This window comes from Persicimonas caeni, from assembly GCF_006517175.1.
Taxonomy (GTDB): domain Bacteria; phylum Myxococcota_A; class Bradymonadia; order Bradymonadales; family Bradymonadaceae; genus Persicimonas; species Persicimonas caeni.
The window spans coordinates 3,827,561-3,851,293 of sequence record NZ_CP041186.1; the positions used below are offsets into that span (position 1 = coordinate 3,827,561).

At 63.2% G+C, this 23,733-nt stretch carries 18 protein-coding genes; 13 read left to right on the plus strand and 5 right to left on the minus strand.

Annotation, left to right across the window (positions count from 1 at the left end; genetic code table 11):
* Positions 1 to 161: 161 nt before the first annotated feature.
* Positions 162 to 2,111, plus strand: a complete 1,950-nt coding sequence (locus FIV42_RS14255) for a GAF domain-containing protein (RefSeq protein WP_141198339.1) — start codon at positions 162 to 164, stop codon at positions 2,109 to 2,111.
* A gap of 6 nt (positions 2,112 to 2,117) precedes the next feature.
* The gene (locus tag FIV42_RS14260; RefSeq protein WP_141198340.1) at positions 2,118 to 3,155 is read left to right on the plus strand and encodes a tetratricopeptide repeat protein; all 1,038 of its coding nucleotides are present in this window, start codon (positions 2,118 to 2,120) and stop codon (positions 3,153 to 3,155) included.
* Positions 3,156 to 3,188: 33 nt separating this feature from the next.
* Here the strand turns inward: FIV42_RS14260 and FIV42_RS14265 are convergent, their stop codons facing one another.
* Together FIV42_RS14265 and FIV42_RS14270 are read right to left on the minus strand one after the other, a co-directional pair.
* Complete coding sequence (locus tag FIV42_RS14265; protein ID WP_141198341.1) at positions 3,189 to 6,056, minus strand: hypothetical protein; 2,868 nt, start codon at positions 6,054 to 6,056, stop codon at positions 3,189 to 3,191.
* 11 nt (positions 6,057 to 6,067) lie between these two features.
* Positions 6,068 to 7,414: a hypothetical protein gene (locus FIV42_RS14270; RefSeq protein ID WP_141198342.1), complete on the minus strand. Its 1,347-nt coding sequence runs from the start codon at positions 7,412 to 7,414 to the stop codon at positions 6,068 to 6,070.
* Positions 7,415 to 7,643: 229 nt separating this feature from the next.
* Between FIV42_RS14270 and FIV42_RS14275 the strand changes: the two genes are divergently transcribed.
* The 4 genes from FIV42_RS14275 to FIV42_RS14290 all read left to right on the plus strand — a co-directional run bounded on the left by FIV42_RS14275 (position 7,644) and on the right by FIV42_RS14290 (position 12,255).
* Positions 7,644 to 8,798, plus strand: a complete 1,155-nt coding sequence (locus FIV42_RS14275) for an AgmX/PglI C-terminal domain-containing protein (RefSeq protein WP_168210641.1) — start codon at positions 7,644 to 7,646, stop codon at positions 8,796 to 8,798.
* 36 nt (positions 8,799 to 8,834) lie between these two features.
* Complete coding sequence (gene hutU / locus FIV42_RS14280; RefSeq protein ID WP_141198344.1) at positions 8,835 to 10,493, plus strand: urocanate hydratase; 1,659 nt, start codon at positions 8,835 to 8,837, stop codon at positions 10,491 to 10,493.
* 200 nt (positions 10,494 to 10,693) lie between these two features.
* Positions 10,694 to 11,980, plus strand: a complete 1,287-nt coding sequence (gene hutI / locus FIV42_RS14285) for an imidazolonepropionase (protein WP_141198345.1) — start codon at positions 10,694 to 10,696, stop codon at positions 11,978 to 11,980.
* The gene (locus FIV42_RS14290) at positions 11,977 to 12,255 is read left to right on the plus strand and encodes a hypothetical protein (protein ID WP_141198346.1); all 279 of its coding nucleotides are present in this window, start codon (positions 11,977 to 11,979) and stop codon (positions 12,253 to 12,255) included. The genes hutI and FIV42_RS14290 overlap by 4 nt, the downstream gene beginning before the upstream one ends.
* Positions 12,256 to 12,338: 83 nt before the next feature.
* Here FIV42_RS14290 and FIV42_RS14295 read toward each other — a convergent pair whose 3' ends face one another.
* Positions 12,339 to 13,814 carry a serine/threonine protein kinase gene (locus FIV42_RS14295; RefSeq protein ID WP_141198347.1) on the minus strand — a complete coding sequence of 492 codons (1,476 nt, stop codon included), beginning with the start codon at positions 13,812 to 13,814 and terminating at the stop codon, positions 12,339 to 12,341.
* A 264-nt stretch (positions 13,815 to 14,078) separates the two neighbouring features.
* Between FIV42_RS14295 and FIV42_RS14300 the strand changes: the two genes are divergently transcribed.
* Positions 14,079 to 17,069, plus strand: a complete 2,991-nt coding sequence (locus FIV42_RS14300; protein ID WP_141198348.1) for an MXAN_5808 family serine peptidase — start codon at positions 14,079 to 14,081, stop codon at positions 17,067 to 17,069.
* Between the two features lie 155 nt (positions 17,070 to 17,224).
* Here FIV42_RS14300 and bcp read toward each other — a convergent pair whose 3' ends face one another.
* On the minus strand, positions 17,225 to 17,695 hold the full coding sequence (bcp, locus tag FIV42_RS14305) for a thioredoxin-dependent thiol peroxidase (RefSeq protein ID WP_141198349.1): 471 nt from the start codon (positions 17,693 to 17,695) through the stop codon (positions 17,225 to 17,227).
* Positions 17,696 to 17,958: 263 nt separating this feature from the next.
* Here bcp and FIV42_RS14310 point away from each other — a divergent pair, with 263 nt between their 5' ends.
* From FIV42_RS14310 to FIV42_RS14335, 6 genes are all read left to right on the plus strand, one after another.
* The gene (locus tag FIV42_RS14310) at positions 17,959 to 18,201 is read left to right on the plus strand and encodes a hypothetical protein (RefSeq protein WP_141198350.1); all 243 of its coding nucleotides are present in this window, start codon (positions 17,959 to 17,961) and stop codon (positions 18,199 to 18,201) included.
* A gap of 23 nt (positions 18,202 to 18,224) precedes the next feature.
* Complete coding sequence (gene mtaB / locus FIV42_RS14315; RefSeq protein WP_141198351.1) at positions 18,225 to 19,487, plus strand: tRNA (N(6)-L-threonylcarbamoyladenosine(37)-C(2))-methylthiotransferase MtaB; 1,263 nt, start codon at positions 18,225 to 18,227, stop codon at positions 19,485 to 19,487.
* 15 nt (positions 19,488 to 19,502) lie between these two features.
* Complete coding sequence (locus FIV42_RS14320; RefSeq protein WP_141198352.1) at positions 19,503 to 20,342, plus strand: MBL fold metallo-hydrolase; 840 nt, start codon at positions 19,503 to 19,505, stop codon at positions 20,340 to 20,342.
* A gap of 67 nt (positions 20,343 to 20,409) precedes the next feature.
* The gene (locus tag FIV42_RS14325; protein ID WP_222615460.1) at positions 20,410 to 21,750 is read left to right on the plus strand and encodes a 5'-deoxyadenosine deaminase; all 1,341 of its coding nucleotides are present in this window, start codon (positions 20,410 to 20,412) and stop codon (positions 21,748 to 21,750) included.
* Between the two features lie 459 nt (positions 21,751 to 22,209).
* Positions 22,210 to 22,428, plus strand: coding sequence for a cold shock domain-containing protein (locus tag FIV42_RS14330; RefSeq protein ID WP_141198353.1), 219 nt, complete (start codon positions 22,210 to 22,212; stop codon positions 22,426 to 22,428).
* A 149-nt stretch (positions 22,429 to 22,577) separates the two neighbouring features.
* Complete coding sequence (locus FIV42_RS14335; protein WP_168210642.1) at positions 22,578 to 23,024, plus strand: Zn-ribbon domain-containing OB-fold protein; 447 nt, start codon at positions 22,578 to 22,580, stop codon at positions 23,022 to 23,024.
* 34 nt (positions 23,025 to 23,058) lie between these two features.
* Here the strand turns inward: FIV42_RS14335 and FIV42_RS14340 are convergent, their stop codons facing one another.
* Positions 23,059 to 23,712, minus strand: a complete 654-nt coding sequence (locus FIV42_RS14340; RefSeq protein WP_141198355.1) for a methyltransferase — start codon at positions 23,710 to 23,712, stop codon at positions 23,059 to 23,061.
* Positions 23,713 to 23,733 lie beyond the last annotated feature (21 nt).

Genomic DNA, 23,733 nt, shown 5'->3' on the forward strand with positions numbered 1-23,733 from the left:
AAGAATCACCGAGCGCCGTATCGCTATGTCGATGCGGCGCTTTGTGTGTTTGAGCGATCGGTCTGTTTCCCGACCACGCTCACCCTCCGCTTTTTCCAGCGCCCATCTGTGTGCTACCTTCTTGGAAGTAACGCAGCTTTCTTTTCCCTCTGGCGCTGACCATGAACGAGGACCTCGTACACAGCGACCTCGCCCCCTCGACGGTGCGAGCCCGTGCCAACAGCACGGACAGCCGTGAGGCGCTCTTGGCCTGGCTGAGTCGGCCCAAGACTAGCCTCGAGGACACGATCCGCGAGCTCTCCTCCGAGCAGCTCACCCGCCTTCTCGAAGAGATTGGGGAAGTGCTTCGCCAGCAAGAGGCGAAATTTACCTGCATGCAGGAGATCGGCAGCGCGCTGGGCCAGACGATCCAGCTCGACGAGCTGTTGCACCTGATCATGGAGAAGATCACCCGGTTGATGGAAGCCCAGCGCTCGACCCTGTTTTTGGTCGACGATGAGACCGGTGAGCTGTGGAGCAAGGTCGCCCAGGGGGGCGTCGACACCGAGATCCGCCTGCAGGCGGGTCAGGGCTTGGCCGGTTGGGTCGCGATGACCGGCAAGAGCATCAACGTGCGCGACGCCTACAACGATCCGCGTTTCAACCCCGACGTCGACGCTCAGACCGGCTACAAGACGCGCAACATGCTGTGCCAGCCGGTGCGCAACCAAGAGGGCCACATCATCGGGGTCGTCCAGGTGCTCAACCGAAACTCGGGCGATTTCACCATTCAGGATGAAAATCTGCTCAGCGCGATCGCCAGCCAGACGGCGGTCGCCATCGAGAACAGCAAGCTGTACCTGTCGGTGGTCGACAAGAATATCGAACTTCGGCGCACCCAAAAGGAGCTCGAAAAGAAGGTCAACGAGCTCGATCTGCTCTACGAAGTCGAGCGCGAGTTGAGCCGCGCGCTCGATCTCGACGATCTCATCGAGACGATCACCCAAAAGGCGCTCGACCTGATCTCGGCGCGCGCCTCGGCGCTGACCCTCCGCGAGGACGACCACAACCGCATGTATGTGCTCGTCGATCGCTCCCCGAAGATCAGCGATCGCCAGTGGGAGTTCTCCACCAGCGTCATCTCGTGTGGCCGCGGCATCGCCGGTAAGGTCATCGAGTCGGGCGATCCCTTCGTGTGCGACATGGGCAACTGCGGAGTGGTCTCCGAGGCGGCCAGCTACGAGATCGGCTTCGAGGTGCACAACGTCATCTCGGTGCCGCTATTCGATGACGACGAGTGCATCGGCGCCCTCGAGGTGATGAACCGCTTCCACGACGCGCCCGAGGACGGCGACGAGCCCCGAAGCGGGTTCACTGAGGACGACAAAAAGATCCTGACGCTGATCGCCGGCCAGATCGCCGCGGCGGTCGCCACACGCCGGCACCGCCAGGAGCAAGAGAAGGCCGAGCGTCTGGCCACCATCGGCCAGATGCTCACCGGTGTGGTCCATGATCTCAAAAACCCGATCGCGGTCATCTCCGGCAACGTGCAGTTGATGGCCAAGGCCGACGATCGTGAAAAGCGCGACGAGTACGCCGCCAGCATCAAAAAGCAGTTCAAGCACCTCAACCAGATGACGCGCGAGTTGCTCGTCTTTGCCCGCGGTGACACCGAGATCACCGTCGATGAGGTCATCTTGAGCGAGTTTTTCGCCGAGGTCGGCGAATTGCTGCGCCACGAACTCTCCGACACCGACGTCGAATTTCGCACCCGCCTCGATTACGAGGGCAAAGCGTGCTTCGACAGCGGCAAGATGAAGCGCACGATCGTCAACCTGGCTCGAAACGCCGCCGAGGCGATGACCGACGGCGGCGTCTTCGAGATGTCGGTCGATCGGAATGAGGAGACCGGCGAGTTGGTTTTCGCCTGCCGTGACACCGGTCCGGGTATCCCCGAGGAGATCCGCACCACGCTGTTCGACTCGTTCGTCACCAAAGGTAAAAAACACGGCACCGGCCTGGGCTTGGCGATCGTCAAAAAGATCGTCGAAGAGCACGGCGGTGAGATCACCTTCGAGACTGAAATAGGCAAAGGAACGACGTTCTATATCTCTTTGCCCCAATCCGACTGATAGCCTATGCCCAAGCTTCGCTACTTCGTCACCCCGCTGGCCCTGTCGATCGCCCTGACGGGCGGCTGCAAATACACCGGCGGCGACGATCCTTCCGCCGATCAGCAGCCAAGCGCGCCCGCCAAGGACGACCCCGCCGAGCAAGATCCCGCCGAGCAAGATCCCGCCGAGCAAGACCCGGCTCGGGAGCCCGGTTCCGAGGCAAAAGCCGACGAATCGGCGGAGGCCCAGGCGGACGACGCGACGGCAAAAGAAGATCCCAACGGCCTCGGCGAGGGTACCGACGTCCAACGACGGCTCATGGCCAAGGCGAAGCAGGCCTTTTTGACCGAGGATCTCGACCGCGCCGAAGAATTGTTCGGGGCGTTGGTCAAAACCGAGCCCGTCTCCGGCCCGCAAGTCTCCGGGGCGATCGCGCTCGCTCAGATCTACAACGAAACCGACCGTCCCGAGAAAGCGCTGGAGTTGTACGACCAGCTCGCCGAGCGCGTCGACGATATCCCCGAGGTCCAGCTGGTCATCGCCCGTGCGTTCGCCCAGCAGGGCGAGTCGACCCGGGCCATCGAGGCCTACAAAAAACTCCTCGCCACCCAACCCGATTATGTGTTCGCGCTGCTCGAGCTCGGCCAGATCTATTCGGACGCGGGGCGCGAGGAAGAAGCGACCAAGACGCTCTACAAATACGAAAAGAAGATCTACGCGCTCGCGCAGCAGCTCGAGAGCGCCGAGACAGAGCCCGCCGAGCGGATCCGTATTCTCGATGTCTTTTCGCTGGTGAGTGACGATCGCGCCACCGAAGCGGTGGTCAAATCGCTGGGGGCCAAGGAGCCTCAGGTGCGCCAGAAGGCGGCCACCGTGCTCGGCGAGACGGGCGCCGGGGAGGCCAAAAAGGTGCTCGAGCAGGTCTCCATCAACGACCCGCATATGGGCGTGCGCATGGCCGCCAAAGATGCGCTCAAGAGACTCGAAAAGCTCGGCACCGAGAGCGGAGAGCAGATCGGGCCGAGCTTCGTCGAGGATGAGAACCAGATTCCCACCGAGTAAAGGGCAGCGCGTTCGTCGCTGCCTGCGACATTCTCACTGCAGCAAGAACACACCTTCGTCGCCCCTGATATCGAGGGCGCGGAAGTAGATGAAGTTGCTCGCCGGATCGGGGACGATCAGCCAGCGTCCTGCGGGCAGGTTATTCTCTGCGAGCACCTGTGTCGGCAGCACCGTGGTCGTACGGTAGCTGTCGGGTGAGAAGTTACGCTCGACGCTGAATCGGTACGAGAACTCCTCGTCGGCGCTTCGCGCCGGGTCCACCGGGGCCTGCGCTCCCTCGGGCGCGAATCCTTCGAAGAGTTGGAAGCTGAAGTAGGGGCCTTCGAACAACTCGCCGGTCTGCACGCGCGCATTGAAGCGGGCGTCGTCAGCGCCGAATTTGGGCTGGCAGGTGCCCAGCACGCTGGTGCGGTCGGACAAGAAGCCGGAGCGGTCGCCGACGACGATCCACTCGTCGTTCGCGCGGATTTCGTAGCGCACGCCCTCGGCAAAGCAACCTCGCGACGGCAATTCATCGACGAAATTCTCGCCTTCGTCCTCCTCGGCGATCACCGACAGCACGAGCGCGTCGGGGCGCACCTCGGAGATCTCCCAGGTGCGGAAATCGCGCGCATCTTGGTCGTCGACAAAGATGTCACACTGGCTGGGAATCTCGCCGTTGGGGTCGACCGGCGTCGACAGAATCGTCAGGCGGTCGCCCTCTTGGACGCCCGTCTCACACAAGTCGAGGCCGACGACGGTCAGCTCGCCCGGCTCCTCGGCGACGATGCCGTCGTCTCGGTTGGTGCCGGGGATGACCCCCTCCCAAGTCACGGTGACCGACTCTTGGACGATCGCCTGGTCGGCGACGCTGACGAAATTCTCGACGGCGACGCTGCCCTCGTCGGTGGGCTCGAGGCCCAATGTGCTCTGTTGCAGAAGCGAGGCGCGGTCGAACTCCCGATCTTCAATGGCCGCGGCGAGCGCATCGTCGCCGACGGAGGCCGCGAACGGGTCGATGGGCTGCGGGCGAAGTGGCGAGGTGCAGCTTACGTCGACAGGGCCGTCGAGGGAGGCGCGGAGCGCGTCGACGAAGACCTGCGGGTTCTCGCATGTGCCCAGGCCGCGCACGCGGCTCTGGCGGTCACTGGAGTCCTGAAGCTGGAAGTTCGGGTTGACGACCTGGCGGAACCCATCGCCCTCGACGAGTCGTTCGCCCGCGCAGTCGACCTCTTCGAGCGTGCCCTCTCCGCCGAGACATTCCTCGACGTCGTACTCGATCGGGAACGCAGGGAGGTCGAGGCAGTTGGCCTCAGCGGCTGGATCGGTGACCTCGCACTCCACACTGGCAGCGTTGAGGTTGTAGACGAATCCACCGTCGGTGGCCACGAACGCGCCGAAGACGTAGCGCACGATGTAGTGCGAGTCGTCCTGCGGGTCTTGCCAGGTGACGTCGCGCTCGACGAGTGCGTCGACGGCGGTGGGCGCCGGGGGCACCGAGATGCCGAGCTGGCTGGAGAACGGCGTGCGGTCGCGACCGCCGGCGTCAAAGGCGTCGATGAGCTCGAGGCGGGTGGCGTCGACCACGATGACCTGATTGTTGGCCTGGTCGACGGCGTACAAAAAGTTGCCTGCCGGGTCGATGCTCACGGAGGTGTAGCCGAGTGGTTCGGCGGCGCGCTCGGTGCGCCCGACGTCACCATAGCAGGCGTCGTCGGCCGGATAGTCAGTCTGTCCGTCGTCGTCGTTGTCGCGCCCGTCCATGCAGGCGAGCGTGGCATCTGCGACGATGGGCGCGTCTTCGGCGCCGCCGCTGTAGAGGCAGTCGGGATCTTGGCGGTCGATGAGGCCGTCGGGTTGACCTTCTTCATTGTCGACGCCGTCGGAGCACTCCCCCTGCGGGGTTCGGCCGATGCCGTCGGGGCTCTCCGAGCCGCGCGGGCCGTAGCATTGCGGGTCGTTCTGGTCGACGAGTCCGTCGCCCTCGTTGTCGATGCCGTCGGAGCAGCCAAACGTCAGCCCGACACGCGCGACTTCACAGGGCGCGGCGTCGCCTTCGAGGCAGCCGTCGTCGAAGGTGTCGAGGCCCGTGTCGGTGACCGCGAAGACCGAGGCGAAGTTGGCGTCGGTGTAGACGGCGTAGACGAGATCGCCAGTGGGGCCGACGACCAGGTCGCTGACCGTGCCCGGCAGCGCGATGGTCTGGCCGGCGTCCTGCGTCGGCACGTCGTCGCAGCCGGTGTCGGCGGGCGCCTGATCTCGATCGATATTGCCTTCTTCGTCGATGGCGTTCTGGGGAAATGCGCACTCGACTTCGTCGTGCGTCCACAGCCTGGACGGGTTGGTCAGCGCCACGACGAGTGTTCCGGGGGCGTCGGCGCTCGGCTTCGGGGTCACCACCACCTTTTTGGGGGCCTCGTCAAAGACGATATCGTCTTGGAGCGCCTTGAGCACCGTCAGGTTGATCACCGACACGGAGGCGTCGGCCTGGTTGACCGCGTAGGCGGTCGTGCCCGTGCCGGCAGCCACGTCGACCGGTGAATTGCCCACCGGAATGTGGGTCACGCCGGGCACGGCCGGGTCGAGGTCGACCAGCCGAGGGGTCCGTTGCGTGTCTTCCCGGGTGTTGCGGGTCATGTCGATGACGCCGACGCTGTTGCCGGTCTGGTTGGCGACCAGGCCGATGGCGCTGACTTCCTCGACGCCCTCCTCAGTGGTGCCGCATTCGCTCAGCACGGGCCGCACCGCGCCGCCAAACGGCGCGCTGCTCGTCATGCAGACTTGGCCTCGGGCGATGGTCATCGCACGGGGCGACTGCAGACTCGCCGGCTGTTCGAAGTCGTCTTCGCTGCAGCCGGCGGACAGGCCGGCTCCCAAGATCAGGGCACCAACAAGGGCGGTTGCGTTTGTAAGTCGCATCATAGTCAAAGCCGTCATTGAATCTTGCTGATCACCGTGTGGTAGCGTGACAGCTCGGGTGCCTCGGGATTGCGGTTGAGCGGATTGATGTCGATGACCGCCACCGAACCGCAGCTTCCGGTCGACGCGCAGTCAACGGAGCTGTCTTGGGCGTCGTCGAACAGGGTGACGAACAGCCGGCAGCGTTCGTCGGCCTCCGAGCAGCCGCTGGTCGGCGGCTCGATGGCCATCTCGTAGGGGCTGGCGTCGAGCAAGATCTCGTCGGTGATCGTCAGGCTGTCGACGTCGACCACCTGGATCGACTCGTCGTCGAAGCTCGAGATATAGGCCAACTGACGGCCCTGCGGAGTGGTGTGCAGCACGATGTCGCTGGGCCCGTCTGGCAGCGGCAGCGCCGAAGCAACCTCGTGGGAGGTGCCGGTGCCTTCATCGGGGTCGGCGGCCACGAGCTTGACCACGTGCATCGCGTCGGGGCGGCGGGTGACCACATAGAGTCGGTCGCCGGCGTCGTTGAACGCCATGCCGCGCGCGTCGATGGGAATGATATTGTTGTTGATCGTGCCGTGGTTCAGCTCGAAGAAGCCGCGCTGGATGATCGCCTCGACCTCGCCTTCCTCGTTGATGAACGGCTGGAAGATGCCCACGCCGTTGGTGCTGCGCGCGCCCACATACAGGTTCTGGGTGCCGGGGCGCCGGGCGATGGTGGTGGCGCGGAAAAACGGGGCCGTCTGAATCGTGCCGCCGGCCAATTGTCCGCCGGGCAGGCTGATCGACGAGACGCGTGCGGCCTGGTTGTCCCGGCTCTGCAGGTGCGTGGTGTTGATGACGTCGACCGGCTCACCGCCGCGCTCGACGGTGAATACCGACAGGGCGAACGGGTCGGGCGGAAGCTCCGCGCCGCCCGACTGGTCGGGCACGCGGTCGATGACGCATTCGGCGGGGTCGGAGGTCTGCGCGCCGTCGGCTCCGGTGCAGAAAAGCGCGCTGCCGTCGTCGGCCACCTCGTAGGCGACCACCACGTCGTCGGCCCGGGCGGTCACATACGCTTTGGAGGCGTCTTCGTTGAGCTCGATGAACGCGCCGAAGGAGGGCAGAAAGGGGGTCTGCTCCGCTGCGATCTCGAGCGTGTCGGCGTCGATGACGCTCACGGTGCCGCCCGCGCTGGGTCGGTAGCGCGCGTCGAAGTTGCTATTGACCACGTACAGGTAGCGCCCGTTGGGGTGAAAGGTCACCCCGATGGGGTAGTTGAGCTGGTCGCGGCGGGGCAGCGAGCCCTCGAACTCGTTGTTGCAGCTTGTCGGCACAACCAGTGCCGCCAGCAAAAACAACACTATTGTAAGCAGCCGGATTCGGGGTTTCATGGGCGGTTCTGGCATCGGTGTATGCGGGCCGGAGACGGGCGCCCGGCGTATCGTAGAGGGTGGATTACCACCGTGATCGGTCTGAATGCAAGTTGGTCGCCGAAAAGCAACGCCCCCGGCGGTTGTCCGCATTGACGCACACGCAGCAAATCGCTACTCCATAAACCAGCAAAAGCTGGTCGTTTCTATGCATTTCGAGCGGCGTCGCCGTCGCCAAGGAGTTGCAACCATGCGTTACTCGGTCCTTGTTCCGTCTCTCCTGCTCGCCCTGGGCGTCTCTGCGTCGGCCTCGGCCGAATCCAAGGTCTACAACTGGCCCGACAGCGACATGCCCGTGCTGGTCGAGAACGACTCGGGGCTCATTTTCATCACCAACGAGAAGCGCCCCCACCGTGTGTACACTTGGAAGGCGCGCAACGATGGCGACGCAGACAACCTCTATCTGGTCGACCTCGACGGCGACCAGTCCTACGAGGTCGTGGGCGCCGGCAAGCCGACGTTTGTGCTCAAGACCAACAGCGACCCGATGTGGCAGCTCGAGAAGGGCTGCGATCAGACGATCGTGGCCGATTTCGTGGCCGACGACAAACTCGACCTGTTGTGTCAGAACAGCAAGGCGATGAAGGTCTACACCTACGACGGCCAGTTCGTCTGGGAACTGTCCCTGGGCCGACGCATCGACCACTGCCGCGCCGGTGACTACAACGGCGACCTCAAAGCCGACCTCGAGTGCAAATACCGCGGCATGAACAAGTGGGCGCGCATCGACGCCGCCGGTGAAGTCCTTGCCAAGGAACTCGCCGAGCCCGAGATTGCCGAAGACGCCGTCGACCTGAGCGAAGCCAGCCCGGTCGAGCTGTCCGACGCGGTCAAGAAAGCCGCCAAGGGCGCCGAAATCGACGGCGAGGTCCAGGCCGGCCTGCAGAAAGACCTCGACGGTGACGGCAAAACCGAGACCGTGGCGGTGACCGACAAGTCGATCTTCATCATCAGCGCCGATGGCAAGACCAAAGAGAAGTTTGCCGCGTCGGCCAAAAAGTACAGCCGCAAACCCTTCGCCAAGCTCAACAGCGTCTACGCCAACAACTTCGCTGACAACCAGAAGGCCCAAGAGGTCGTCAACGGCCTGCAGGACAAGCTGTCCAAGTGCTACGCCAGCCGCGTGCGCCGCAACCGCTTCACCGGCACCGGCCAGCTCATCTTGACGGTCAACGTCAATGAAAAGGGCAAGGTCAGCGCGGTCAACAAGCTGCACTCGGCGATCAACGACAAGAAGGTCGAGAATTGCGCCAAGAAGGTCTTGAAGCGCGGTGACTTTCCGAAGGCCGAAGGGGGCACCGGCACGATCAACGTGAACATGAAGTACACGTTTCGGGACGAGTAAGAATCAGCGAACGCTGCAAATACAACGGAGAATAACATGAACGATCGACTCCCCATCCGCGCCCCGCGCGGCACCGAATTGCGCTGCAAGGGCTGGATTCAAGAGGCCGCGCTTCGCATGCTGATGAACAACCTCGACCCGGAGGTCGCCGAGGCGCCCGAGCGCCTGGTGGTCTACGGCGGCACCGGCAAGGCGGCGCGCAACTGGGAGTGCTACGACCGCATCGTGCGCGAGCTCGAGCGCCTCGAAGACGACGAGACGCTGTTGGTGCAGTCGGGCAAGGCCGTCGGGGTCTTCAAGACCCACAAAGATGCCCCCCGCGTGCTCATCGCCAACTCGAACCTCGTGGGCAAGTGGGCCAATTGGGACCACTTCAACGAGCTCGAGAAGCAGGGCTTGATGATGTACGGCCAGATGACCGCCGGCAGCTGGATCTACATCGGCACCCAGGGCATCTTGCAGGGCACCTACGAGACGTTCGCCGCCGCCGGCAAAAAGCACTTCGACAGTGACCTGTCGGGCAAATTCGTGCTCACCGCCGGTCTGGGCGGCATGGGCGGGGCGCAGCCGTTGGCGGCGACCTTCAACGGCGCGGCTTTCCTGGGTGTGGAGGTCGACAAGCACCGCATCGAGCGGCGCATCGAAACCGGCTACTGCGACAAGTGGACCGACGACCTCGACGAGGCGCTCGCCTGGATCATGGACGCGAAGGAGAAAGGCGAAGCGCTGAGCGTCGCGCTCCTGGGTAACGCCGCCGAGGTCCACCCCGAGCTGCTCGAGCGCGGCGTGATTCCCGACATCGTCACCGACCAGACCGCCGCGCACGACCCGCTCAACGGCTACGTGCCCGCCGGCTACACCGTCGAAGAGGCCGACGCCTACCGCGAGAGCGATCCGTCGGGCTATCTCGAAGAGGCCGTCGAGAGCATCACGCGCCATGTCGAGGCGATGGTCGGCTTCAAAGATGAGGGCGCGATCGTCTTCGACTACGGCAACAATATCCGCCAGGTCGCCCTCGACAACGGCTTCGAGCGCGCCTTCGAGTTCCCCGGCTTCGTGCCCGCCTACATCCGCCCGCTCTTCTGTGAGGGCCAGGGGCCGTTCCGCTGGGCGGCGCTGTCGGGCGACCCGCAAGATATCTACAAGACCGACGAGGCCATCCGCGAGCTCTTCCCCGAAAAAGAGCACCTGATGCGCTGGATTGACATGGCCCAAGAGAAGGTCCACTTCCAGGGCTTGCCGTCGCGCATCTGCTGGCTCGGCTACGGCGAGCGGGTCAAAGCCGGCCTGAAGTTCAACGAGATGGTCAAGAATGGCGAGCTGAGCGCACCGGTGGTCATCGGCCGCGACCACCTCGACTGCGGAAGCGTCGCCAGCCCCAACCGTGAGACCGAGTCCATGAAGGACGGCACCGACGCGGTCGCCGACTGGCCGATCCTCAACGCCATGCTCAACGCCATCGGCGGGGCGAGCTGGGTCAGCTTCCACCACGGCGGCGGCGTGGGCATGGGCTACAGCCTGCACGCCGGCCAGGTCATCGTGGCCGACGGCACCGATGCGGCGGCCGCGCGCCTCGAGCGCGTGCTGACGACCGATCCCGGCATGGGCGTCATCCGCCACGCGGATGCGGGGTATGAGAAGGCGATCGATTGCGCGAAGGAGCATGGGGTGCGGGTTCCGCATCTTGATGATTGAGGCGCCTCGGTTTTCGAAGGCCTGCTATTCGAGGCGAGGGCGAATGACGCCCTCGATAAACTACAATTTGAGGGTCGTTTCGATGCGGCTTATGTGATCGTTGGCACGACCCCCAAATTGTAGTTTGCGCCGAATTTCAGGCGCCTAAAATAGCAGGCGCCACTCATCTGCAAGGCGAACGAACGGAACGACACACACCAATGAACAACACATTCACCATCCACGCCCGCCAACTCCTCACCATGCCCGAGGAGTCCGACGCACTGCGCGACTACGACCCGCAGGCCGATCTCCACGCGCGTGACCGCGAGATCGTCGGCGCCATCGACGACGCCGGCGTCTTCGTCAATGACGGCCAGATCGAATGGTTCGGCCCGTACGAAGAGCGCACCGAAGAGGCCAAGCAGGCCCCGCAGATTCGGGCCGAGCTGGTCACCCCGGGCTGGGTCGACTGTCACACCCACGCCGTGTTCGCCGGCGAGCGCGCCGACGAATTCGTGTTGCGCAACGCCGGGCGGCCCTACGTCGAGATTTTGGAGGAGGGTGGCGGCATCCTCAATTCGGTCGACGCGCTTCGGCGTGCATCGACCAAGGAGCTCGCCGACGCGCTGCTCGAGCGCGTCTTCGACTCGGTGCGAGCGGGCGTGACCACCCTGGAGGTCAAGACCGGCTACGGGTTGACGACCTCCGACGAGCTCAAGTCGCTCAAGGCGATTCAGATGGTCGCCGACCAGGAGGTGCCTTGCGAGCTGGTCCCCTGCTTTTTGGGGGCGCACGCCATCCCGCGTGAGTACCGCGACCGCCGAGACGAGTATGTCGACCTGGTCTGTGAGGAGATGATCCCGAAGGTCGCCGAGCAGAACTTGGCGCAGTATTGCGACGTCTTCTGCGACCGCGGCGCGTTCACCGTCGACGAGGCGCGCCGCATCCTGACGACCGGCCAAGACCACGGGCTCATCGCCCGCATCCACGCCGACGAACTCACCGACGCCGGCGCTGCGCGCTTGGCCGCCGAAGTAGGCGCCGCCAGCGCCGACCACCTCGAGTACACCTCTGACGACGCCATCGCCGCGATGGCCGACGCGGGCGTGGTGGGCGTGTTGATGCCCGCGGTCAACTTGTTCTTGGGCACCACCGACCACCTCGCCCCGGCCAGGAAGCTCTTGCAGGCCGGCTGTGAGGTCGCCGTGGCGACCGACTTCAACCCGGGAAGCGCCATGACGCAGGACTTAGGCCTGATGCTCACGCTCGCCTGCACGCTCTACAAGATGACCCCGGGAGAGGCGCTGCGCGCGGTGACCATCGGCGCGGCCAAGGCGCTTCGGCGCGACGATATCGGCCGCATTCGCACGGGCGTGACGGCCAACCTGACGATGCTCAGCGTCCCCTCGATGACCTACGTTCCGTATCACTTCGGCACCAGTCATGTGAGCGGCGTGGTGCAAAACGGCGAATTTGCCTACTGGACCGAACAGGACACGGTATGAGTGAGGCGCTCGAGAGGCTCGAGGATTTCTTGGAGGAGCTGCTGGACGAGGGCGCCGAGCGGCTGGTGGTCCGCTGGGTCGACGAGACCCGCCCGGTACCCGAAGACGAGAGTGGCTTTACCGTCAAACGCGTCATCCGCGCCACTCTGACGGCGCGCATGGGCGACGAGGTCGTCCAACGCGACTTCGACGACATCGCCTACAAAAAACTGCGTCAGACGGTGGCGATGTACCCCTTCCAGACGCTGTACCGCAGCGATAATCTGACGCGTTAGTTCCTCCCCGAGTCGGGGAGGGGTGGCGAGGCGGAAGTGGAGGGTTTCTGAACCCCCTCCGCATCCCCGCGTCGGGGAGAGGACTACTGTGTCGAAAGGAAGTACAAGAACACGCCCAGGATCAACCCTCCGATCACCACACCCAGCAAGATCTCTTTGACCACGCTCGAGCTCTTGGCCTCGGCGGCCGGGGAAGGCCGCTCGCTGGCGAGGTCGATTTCGTCGGTGGCGCGGATGTTGGCGGGTTGAGGGCCAGATCCGCCGAGCATGGCCGCGTGGTCGTCGCGGTTGAACTCCTGGGTGGGCTGCTCGTCGATCGGAGGGGCGAACGAGCCGGTATTGCGGGGTTCGACGCGGGGCGAGCTGTCTTCGATGGGAGCGACGTCGTAGCCGGAGCGACGGTTGGTCGTGGCCATGTCGTCGCCCGCAGGATCGAGGTCGTAGCTGGGACGCTCTTTGGTGGTGCCCAAGCCGCCGACCGGCCCCGACTCTTCGTAGGCGGGAAAGTCGGCGAACGGGTCGATGGAGCGCCTTCCACCCCCTCTGGACTGGGCGTTCCCGTTGGGCTGGCCGCCGTCGTTGGCCAGGGCCTGGTCGATCTCGCGCATCGAGGGCATCCCCAGCGAGTGCGGGGTCGTCGAAGCGTCTTCGTCGGCCTGGCCGAACTCGTTGGGCACCCGGGGGTTGCCCGGCTTCGAGGAGCGGCGCCCCTCGCCCAGGTCGAGCGTTTCCAGGTCGAGCACCATGTCGGTGGCGGTCTGGTAGCGCTTGGTGACGTCCTTTTCGACTGCGCGTTCGATGATGTCGGCAAAGATCGACTCGTTGACCTCGGCCGGAAGCTTCAGGGGTTTGTCGGAGGCTTGGAACAGGATCGTGTCGTAGACCGACTCGATCTGGACGAGCTTCTCGCCGGTGAGCATCTCGGCGATGATCAGCCCCATGGCGTACAGATCGGCCTGAGGGCCGACGTTTTTCTTGTGTACGAGCTCGGGCGACATATAAGCGGGGGTGCCCACCAGGGTCTTGGCGGCGGTCAGCTCCTCGCTCTGGTCGTCTTCGAGGGCTTTGGCGAAGCCAAAATCGAGCACTTTGACGTGTCCCTTGCCCCCGTCGTTGACCAAAAAGATGTTGGCCGGCTTCAAGTCGCGGTGGACGATTCCCAACTCGTGGGCAGCTTCAAGAGCAGACAACGTTTCAAGGGAGATACGCCGCACCAGTCGAGGATTGAGCGCACCGTGATGGCGCAACAGCGTCTTGAGATCGGTGCCCTCCAGAAACTCCATGGCCATGTACGGCAGGCCCGAGAGGGTCTCGCCGTAGTAGAAGACGCGCAAGACATGGGGATGGCGCAGGCTGTAGATCAGCCGTGCCTCACGCTCGAAGCGCTGGCGAAGCTCGTCCTCGTCGTGAGGGCCGGGCTTGAGCACTTTGAGCGCGAGGGTGCGGTCCTCGAGGAGATCATGGGCTCGATAGACCGCGCCAAAATTTCCATGGTCGAGCTCGGACTCGATGCGAAACACATCATCGACGACCTCGCCGACCTCGGGCATCCGAGACATCTCGGCGACTCCTGGCGCTGGACTTCCTTAAGACGCGTCGGCGGCCATTGTGCAACAGAATGCAGTGGGTGTCATGTGGAGAAAGTCGCGAGGAATACATTAAACCGTTATGTCCGTTCATCACTCGGACACGACAGCGGGTTCTTCGGGGTGAGGGCTTGCCGCGGAGCGCATCCTGCGCAAGGATAGAGCCTACGGGACACGTTCTCTCTCCTTATTTACTTGCTGTCTGTAATTTGTTGATCTCACACAGTACGAACAGGCATGGAAAAACTGATGGGCAACCTCAAGCGCCACGGGCGTTTCATTGTCGCCTTCCTCTCGCTGGCCATCGCGTTTGTTCTGAGCGTTCAGTTCAGCGACCGCGGGGTGCAGTTCGATTTGAAGAACTCCGAGGTGTCGGCCTCCGAGGGTAAAGACGGCGAGTACGACTTGTCGGCGCTCAAGATCCTCAACCGGGTCTTGCTGCGCATCAAGGACAACTATGTCGAGCCCGAGCGCGTCGACCCCAACAAGATGCTCATCGCCGCGCTCGACGAGGTGCAAAACTCGATCACCGAGTTGGTGGTCACCTTCGTGGGGGGCAAAGAGAACCCGTCGGCCATCAAGGTCCACGTCAACGGGTCGACCAAAAGCTTCAAGGTCAAGGAACTCGAGAGCCTCTGGGAGATGAGCTTCCGGCTGCAGAAGATGTTCCGCTTTGTCGAAGAGCATCTGCAGGAGGACCCCGATCTCGACTTTCGCGAGATCGAGTACGCCGCCATCAACGGTATGCTCACCACCCTCGACCCGCACAGCACGCTCCTGCCGCCTCGCCACTACGAGGAGATGCAGACTCAGACCGGCGGTAAATTCGGCGGCCTGGGCATCGTCATCTCCATCCGTGACGGCGAGCTCACCGTCATGAGCCCGATCCCGGACACCCCGGCGGCCAAGCAAGGCATCAAGGCCAAAGACAAGATCGTGCGCATCGGCGAAGAGTCGACCATCAACATGAACCTCAACGAAGCCGTCAGCATGATGCGCGGCGAGCCGGGCACGGCGGTCGATATCTGGATCAAGCGCAAGGCGTGGAGCGAGCCCAGAAAGTTCACCGTGACCCGCGCGATCATCAACATCGAGTCGGTCGACAGTCAGGCCTTGGGCGACAAGGTCGGCTACATCCGCATCAAGAACTTCCAGGCCAACACCCACAGCGACCTGGTCAAGCACCTCAAGAAGCTCAAAAAGAAGATGGGCGGCATGCAGGGGCTCGTCCTCGACCTGCGCGACAACCCCGGCGGTCTTCTGGACCAGGCCATCAAAGTCAGCGACGCCTTCCTCGACCAGGGAGCCATCGTCAGCACCGTGGGCGTGGGGAACAAGATGCGCGACAAAAAGGTCGCCACCAAGTCGGGCACCGAGCCCAAGTATCCCATCGTGGTGCTGGTCAACGCCGGCAGCGCCTCGGCCTCCGAGATCGTCAGCGGCGCGCTGCAGAACCACGACCGCGCCCTGGTCGTCGGTGACACCACCTTCGGCAAAGGCTCGGTCCAGGTGCTCTACGAGTTCAACGACAACTCGGCGCTCAAGCTGACCGTGGCCCAGTACCTGACCCCGGGCGACATCTCCATTCAGGGCAAGGGCATCGCCCCGGACCTGCGCCTCGTGCCGGTGGCGCTGGCCGACGGCGAGGCCGACATGTTCCTGTCGAACAATATTTTGCGTGAGAGCGACCTCGAGAGCCACCTGTCCAACGCCGCGGCGCACGCCGCCGGTGACGGCGTCGGCTTTGTGCGCTTCCTCGAAGACGTGCCCGCCGACGGTGAAGAGGAGGAGTTCGAAGATCCCAACGCCTTCAAAGAGGACTTCGAGATCAAGTTCGGCCAGCAACTCGTCGCCGCCGTGGGCAAGACGTGGAAGCGCCAGGCGCTGCTCGAGAAGCTGCAGCCCGAGCTCGGCAAGATCTCCGAGCGTGAGATGAAGGAGATTCAGAAAAAGCTCTCCACGCTCGACGTCGATTGGTCTGAAGGTGAAAACCCGGAAACGGCCAACGTCGACCTCGAAGTGACCACCTCGGTCGACAAGGATACCGTCAAGGCCGGCGAGAAGGTCAAAATCACCGCCAAGGCCACCAACAAGGGCAAAAAGACCCTGCATCGCCTCAAGGCCATCTCCTCGAGCGACAACCCCGTGCTCGATGACAAGGAGTTTTTGTTCGGTAAGCTCGCGCCCGGTGCGTCCAAAGAGTGGACCGTCGAAGTCGAGCTTCCCAAAGACGCCATGAGCCGCCACGACCTGCTCGAGTTCCAGGTCAGCGGCCCCGAAGACAAGTTCGGTGACACGGTCAAAAAGCCGCTTCGCATCGTCGGCCTCGACCGGCCTCAGTTCGCCTTTGCCTACGAAGTGGTCGACGCCAGCGGCGACGGCGTGCTTCAAAAGGACGAGAAGGTGACCTTCCGCACCATCGTCAAGAACGTCGGCCAGGCCGACAGCAACGAGACGATGGTCTACCTCAAAAACCTCGCCGGTGAGGCCGTCTACCTCGACAAGGGCCGCGTCAAGATCGACAAGATCGAAAAGGGCACCGAAGAGGTCGCCGAGTTCGAATTCCACCTCAAGGAGATCCCCGAGAACGATTACATCGAGCTCGAGATCGACGTCTTCGACAACGTCTTCCGCGACTTCGTCCACAAAAAGATCAAGGTGCCGTTTGCCGCCAGCAAGGACAAGGTCGCAGACGCCAAGGGCGTGGCCAAGGTCAAAAGCGGCCCGGCTAAGCTCTTCCTGGGGGCCACGACCAAGGCCGATGTCGCCGCCATGGCCGACAAGGACGCCACCCTGCCTGTGGTCGGAAAGCTCGACGATTGGGTCAAGGTCGACCTGGGCCGACGCAAGGCTTGGATCCAGAAGTCGCTGGTCGACTACGATTCGGGCGCCACGGCCGAACTCAGCGGCGTGACCCGGCGCAACAACTTCCAGTCGCCGCAGGTCGAACTCAACCCGTCGACGATGATGACCTCCAAGGACTCGGTCTCGCTCGAGGCGGTCGTCGAAGATGATTCGTCCATCAAGGACTACTACATCTTCGTGGTCAACCGACAGGACGCCACCAGCATCAACACGCGCAAGCTCGAGTACACCAAGGTCGACGGCCAGAAGGCCGAGATCGCCTCGAAGATTCCGCTGTTCAAGGGGATGAACCGCGTCTCGATCATCGCGCGTGACGAAGACGGCATGCAGACGAGCCAAGACACGTACATCTACCGCAACTGACTCTATTTGAGGCGAGGGCGAACAACGCCCTCGCAGAACAACGATTTGAGGGTCGTTTCAATCACCACAGTCGGTGCATTGAAACGACCCTCAAATTTTTTGCGCCGCTTTTCAGGCGCCTCGAATAGTAGGCGCCACGCCTCTGCAAGGCCTACTCACACGCTGTCGCGCAACAGACGATCCACGTGCCCTTTGGCGCGCACGTTGTCCTGGATCTCGGCGATCTTGCCCTCTTCGTCGATGAAGAACGTCGAGCGCACGATCCCCGTGTAGGTCTTGCCGTAATTCTTCTTCTCGCGCCACACGCCGTACGCCTCGGCGACCTGGTGGTCCGGGTCGGCCAAGAGCGTGAAGTTCAGGTCGTGCTTGTCGCGAAACTTCTCGTGGCGTTCGACCGGATCGGGCGACACGCCCAGCACCTTGAAGCCTTTGTCTTCGAAGGTGTCCATATTGTCACGGAAGTCGCACGCCTGGGTGGTGCAGCCGGGAGTCATGTCCTTCGGGTAGAAGTACAAAACGACCTTCTGGCCGCGGAGATCGCTCAGCGAAACCTCGCCCGCGTCGTCGGAATCGAGCGTGAAATCGGGAGCCTCGTCGCCTACCTTCAAAACTGGGTTGGTGCCCATCATTTACCTCGTTTGTGTTGATGCTATCAAATTTCGTTCCCACTCATATGAAATGCGCCCCAAATGAGCAAGATGCTCCTCCACCGTGGGGGAGGTGTCTCGCACGCGGTACCGTGCGAGACGCAGGGAGCACCATCAACCCACCACTCGCCATTTGACTTTCAACGCCCCCTCGTGGAAGGTCACAGCGCTTTGGCGCGTTGGATAGTTGAGGCGCATCATACCTTTGCTACCAAGGCCATTTGGAGAACGGAGACGGCGCGATGGAACCAGTTCGCATCCGACAAGACGTCGACCCCAATTCACGAGAGTATCGGCGCAACCTGATCATCGTGATTGGGATCTTGCTCTTTTTGACGGTCACCGGAGGCACCATCCTCGGCTATAAAATCCGCACGGCCGAGAACGCCAAGGCTGCGTCCGAGGCCGCGGCCGAATCGGGCGAGCGGACCGCCGAGCAGAAGGAAAAAGATCGCGCGATGGAGATCTTACGCGAGAAGAAGTAGTCATCTAAGAAGTACCGGCCACCATGAAAGTCCACTTTGTCACACACGGCTGCAAGGCCAATCAGTACGACACCGAAAAGTTTCGCCAGGAGCTCGAGGCCCGCGGGGCGGTCGCCGTCGACGACCCCCTCGAGGCGGACGCGTGCGTGGTGAACACCTGCACGGTGACCAACAACGCCGATGCCGGCGCGCGCAAGGCGATTCGCCGCCTCAAACGTGACAACCCGGACGTCCAGATCATCGTGGCCGGCTGCTCGGCGGCGCTTCGCTTCGACGACTATATGGACATGGACGAGGTCACCGGGGTGGTCAAAGGCCACGACGCGGTGGCCGTGGCCGGCATGGTCGCCCCCGAGGCGCCGCTGGTCGATCGCGACGAAGAGCCCATCGGTGGGGTGCTACTGGAGAAGAACGAGCGTGGCACGCGCGGCTGGATGAAGATCCAGGACGGCTGCAACCGTCGCTGCTCGTTTTGCGCCACCAAGCTCGCCCGCGGCAAGAGCCGCTCTCGCCTCGAAGACGACATCGTCGCCGAGGCCGAGCAGCTCGCCGAGTTCCACCGCGAGCTCGTCTTTACGGGCATCCACATCGGCCACTACGGCCACGATCTGGAGGGCGGCAAAAAGGAGCACACGCTCTCCAAGCTCATCCGCCGGCTGCTCGATGAAGTCCCCGACGTGCGTTTTCGGCTCGGCAGCATCGAGGCGACCGAGATCGACGACCTGATGATCGACCTGCTCGAGACCTCCGGCGGGCGCCTGGTGCCCCATCTGCACGTGCCCATGCAGGCCGGCTCGAACGCCGTGTTGCGCAACATGCGCCGCTGGCACACCCGCGAGCAGTACCGCGATCGTCTCGTCGAGATCGTCGAGCGGCTGCCCTATCTGGGCCTCGGCGCCGACGTCATCGTCGGCTTCCCCGGTGAGACGGACGAGGACTTTGCCCAGACACGCGACCTGGTCGAGACGCTCCCGTTTACCTACCTGCACGTGTTCCCTTACTCCGAGCGAGACGGCACGGTGGCCGCCGACATGGACGACAAGATCCACGGCGACATCAAGTCGGCGCGCAGCCAGGAGCTTCGCGAGCTCGCCCAGGCCAAGGGCGAAGCCTACCATCGCTCTCGGGTCGGCCAGGCCGCCGAGATCGTCGTCGAGGAGAACAACTACGGCGTGACCGAAGATTACCTGCGGGTGCGCCTGACCGGGAATCCCGACGAGCGCACCGGCGATCTGGTCTATGCGCCGCTGCAGATGGATGATGGTGAATTGATCGCTCGGGTCTGAACCGAAGAGAGAACCATGCTCGAACAGCTCTGGCTGTTTCACTGTGGGTGGATACGTGTGCCCCGCCCGATCATCGTGGCGGGCGCTCCGATGACGTTTCCGCGCCTGCCAATGCTCGCCGCACTCGGCTATCACTCCGAGCACGGCCCTTTTTTGATTGACGCGCCGTTTGGCCACGAGGGCCCCTCGAACGTCGGCTCGATGATGGGCGCGCTGCTTCGCGGCGCCGGTCTGAAGTTCGAAGACGAGTGGTCGGTGGTCCCGCGCCTCGAGCAACTCGGTTTTCGCCCCTCCGAGATCAACCACATCTTGATGACTCACCTCCACTACGATCACACCGGTGGGATGAAGGAGTTGGGCCACGCGCATTTCCACATCGCCCGCAGCGAGTGGGAGTTCCCGCTGAGCCTCACGCCCTTCACCGCGCTTCGCGAGGGCTACCAACTCGACGATTTTCGGGCGATGCGAAACCGCGTCGAGCTATTCGACGACCCCGCCCCTCTCGAAGAAGACCCCGATGGGGTCGATTTGTTCGGCGACGGCTCGGTGCGCGCGGTGGGCCTGCCCGGCCACTCCATCGGCCACGTCGGCTACCGGTTGACCTTTGACGACGGCCGGCGCGTCTTTTTGGTCGGAGACGCCGCCTTTTGCGTCGAGCACATCATCGAGCGCCGCCGGCTGGGTCGCATGCCGCGCTCGTTCGCCTACAACCTCGCGCAGGCCGAGGAGACGCTTCGCTCACTGCGCCTCTACCACGACGAGCATCCCGACGAGGTCATCGTCCCCTCCCACGACTTCGAATGGGGCGAGCGTTGCCTCGACGGGCCGACGCCGCTGCATCGGTTGGAGGGTTGAACCCCCCCAATCCACCGTGCTAGCGTCTCCCGTTGCGTAAACGCCAACTGCCAACGAGAGAACGAGCGTGACTGACTCGACGACCCTGCTGCGCAACGCCACCATCGTGACCATGAACGACGCCTTCGACGTCATCGAAGGCGACGTGTTGATTCGTGACGGCAACATCGAGGCGGTGGGCCAGGTCGACGTGCAGCAGGCCGACGGAGCCGAAGTCGTCGACGTCGGCGGCCAAGCGCTCATCCCCGGCTTTGTGCAGACCCACATCCACCTGTGCCAGACGTTGATGCGCAACCTGGCCGACGACATGGTGCTCATCGACTGGCTGCGAAAGCGCATCTGGCCCTACGAGGCCGCCCTCGAGCCCGACGAGCTGTACGCCAGCGCCGAGCTGGGACTGGCCGAATTGGTGCTGGGCGGCACCACCACGCTGCTCGACATGGGCACTGTGCGTCACACCGACGCTGTGGGCGAGGCGGTCAAAGCCTCGGGCATCCGCGCGTTCATCGGCAAGTGCATGATGGACCACGGTGACCAAGTCCCCGGGCCGCTGCTCGAGGACTCGAAGGAGAGCCTGCGTGAGAGCCTCGCTCTGGCCGAGCGTTGGGACGGGGCGGCCGAGGGGCGTATCCGCTATGCCTTTGCGCCACGCTTCGCCGTGTCGTGCACGCGCGGGCTTCTTGAGTCGGTGGTCGAGGCGGCCAACGACCTCGACCTGCATATCCACACCCACAGCTCCGAAACCGAATTCGAAAACGAGTTCACCCACAAGCATTACGGGGTGAGCAACATCGAGTTCCTCGAGCAAATCGGCATGACGCGGCCCAAGAGTGTCTTCGCCCACGGCGTTCACGTCAGTGACCACGAATGCCAGGTGCTCGCTCACACCGGCTCGGCGGTCAGTCACTGCCCGTCGAGTAACCTCAAGCTCGCCAGCGGCATTGCGAATATGCCGCGCTACGACAAGTACGGCGTGCAGGTGTCGCTGGGCGCCGACGGGGCGCCGTGCAACAACAACCTGGACGCCTTCGTCGAGATGCGCCTGGCTGCGCTCATCCAAAAGCCGATCCACGGCCCGCGCGCCATGCCCGCCCGTCGCGTGCTCGAGTTGGCGACCATCGACGGTGCCCGCGCGCTGCACATCGACGACAAGGTGGGAAGCATCGAGGTGGGCAAGAGCGCCGACCTGGTGGTCGTCGATCTCGACGCCGATCCGGGGTGTGGCCCGGGAGGGGACGTCTACTCGCGCCTCGTCTACTCGGCTCACCGCAGCAACGTGCGCCATGTATTCGCCTCCGGGCGTCAGGTGGTGCGCAACGGCGAACTCGCCGGCGTCGATCTCGACCGGGTGCTCGACACCGCTGCAGGCGCGCAACGCGCCGTCGTCGAGCGGATGGAAGAGATCTGAGTTTCCCGCCACCCCTGCTGTATGCCCTTCAGGCCCCGATTGATCCCCCTGAACACGATACCGCTCTGGGCGGTGGACTGGGCGGCTCTGTCTTTGACCGAGCGGTCAATGTGCCCGTGGAGGCCTCCACGGGCCGATTTCTAGCGGCAGAAGCCACAGTGAAACTGTTTTCTTCGTATTACGAGTAAAGCGTTCTCCACGCAAACTAAAAAAACTGCCCCCAGAAATAATTTGACACCCCTCGTTGACCGTTTTGGGGGCCATTCTTAGGCTCGAAGACGTGGTGGAGGTAATGCCCAGTATCCACCATGCCTCCCAGGCGCAGTAGCTCAAGGAGGAGATTATGGGGTGGATATCGGTGGGTGCCGATATCGACGGGATCGGTGTGTGGTGCACCGTCTCCAAGGCGAACAACTCAAGGTTCTGTCAGTGTTCAGCTCAAGGAAGGAGAAAGAAGTTATGACAACTCAGGGCTCTGTCAAGTGGTTCAATAACGCAAAAGGGTACGGATTCATCCGAGTGGATGGTGTCGACGAAGATATCTTCGTGCACTACAGCTCCATTCTGGAGGACGGCTTCAAGACCTTGAAGGCCGATGAAGACGTCGAATTCGAACTCCAGCGCGGGCCCAAAGGACTGCACGCCACGGACGTCGAGCGACTTGGACTTCCCAACTAACTTTTCCACGCTCTCATTGTCGAGTCGGCCGGCGCGTCATCCTCGAGATGGCGGCACGGCCGACTCGGCAAGATCGGTCTCATCATAATCTTAACAACCAGGCACTTCTTTTTTCTGAAAGCGCCTACCGCTCGACGAAAGACAACAACATGAACGAAGCTCTCGTTGCTTCCTCGCCGAACCCGACCTCATCAAACCCGATGAGGGCGGCGGCGGGGCACACGTATCTCTGCGTAACCGACCTGTACGAGCAGCAGTTGCGTCAGGGGAACTTGGTCGCAGCGCAATGTGTCTCGTGCAGCCAACACCACTTTCCTCCCACCGATCTGTGCCCGCATTGCCAGTCGGCCCACATGCGTCCGCTGGCGTTGTCCGGACGCGGCCGGCTCTGCTCGGCCGAGATTGCCGCGAGTCCCGAAGAGCTTTCCTTGGGGCGCATTCTGCTCGAAGAAGGCATCCACGTACGTGCGCTGCTTGTCGGCGCCTTTCGCGACCCTCAGGTCTTGCGTGCCAGCTTGGCCCAAAAGCCCGTCGAGGTGACTCCGGCCGTCCTGTCGACCTGCGGTGTGACGATCCTGGCTTTCAAGCCTGCCTGAGTACCCTGGAGCGACGGCCTGCGTCGCTCCGATTTCAGGCGCTCGGCTCCCCCTGCATCTCGAGTTCGGCAGCGTATACCTCCCGGTAATGCGCCCGCTCGATAAACCACCAAAAAGCTAGGATGCTCACCTGCATGAAGGCGGCTGCCAGTAGTGCATGCAGCGAGGCGAGTGCAATCGCCACGCCGTAGGCGTGCGCGTAGCCGATCGTGTACATGGGGTTGGAGAACCAGCGGTAGGGGCCTTCGGCGCTGTGTTCGATCTCGTCGGGCGGGGCGAAGAAATCGACCCAGTAGTAGCCGTCGCCGATGGTGCGCCGCGCCCAATGCTTGATGCCGTAGCCCACTGCGACCAGCAGCCCGCCGATCGTCCAGTAGAACCAATCTCCGACACCCAGCGCCATGGTGTCGCGCGTGACGACGGCGAGGACCACCAGGCTGATTCCGTAGTTGTTCATGATGACCGCGGCCGGCTCCCTGAATCGGCGGAACCCCTCTTCGGGCCCCCACCGGCTCGTAAACCAACTGGCGCTGTCTTCAAGCCACAGCGACACGCCCACAAAGCCGACGTAGGCCAGGGTGCTTGCGATCAGAAAGCCCGTCGCGGCCCATGTATGGCCGGACCAAACGAGCGCAATCCACAGGGCGGCGAGTACGGCGTACGAGAGGATCGATTTAGCTGAAAGCATCTATCCTTTGCCATGATGGCT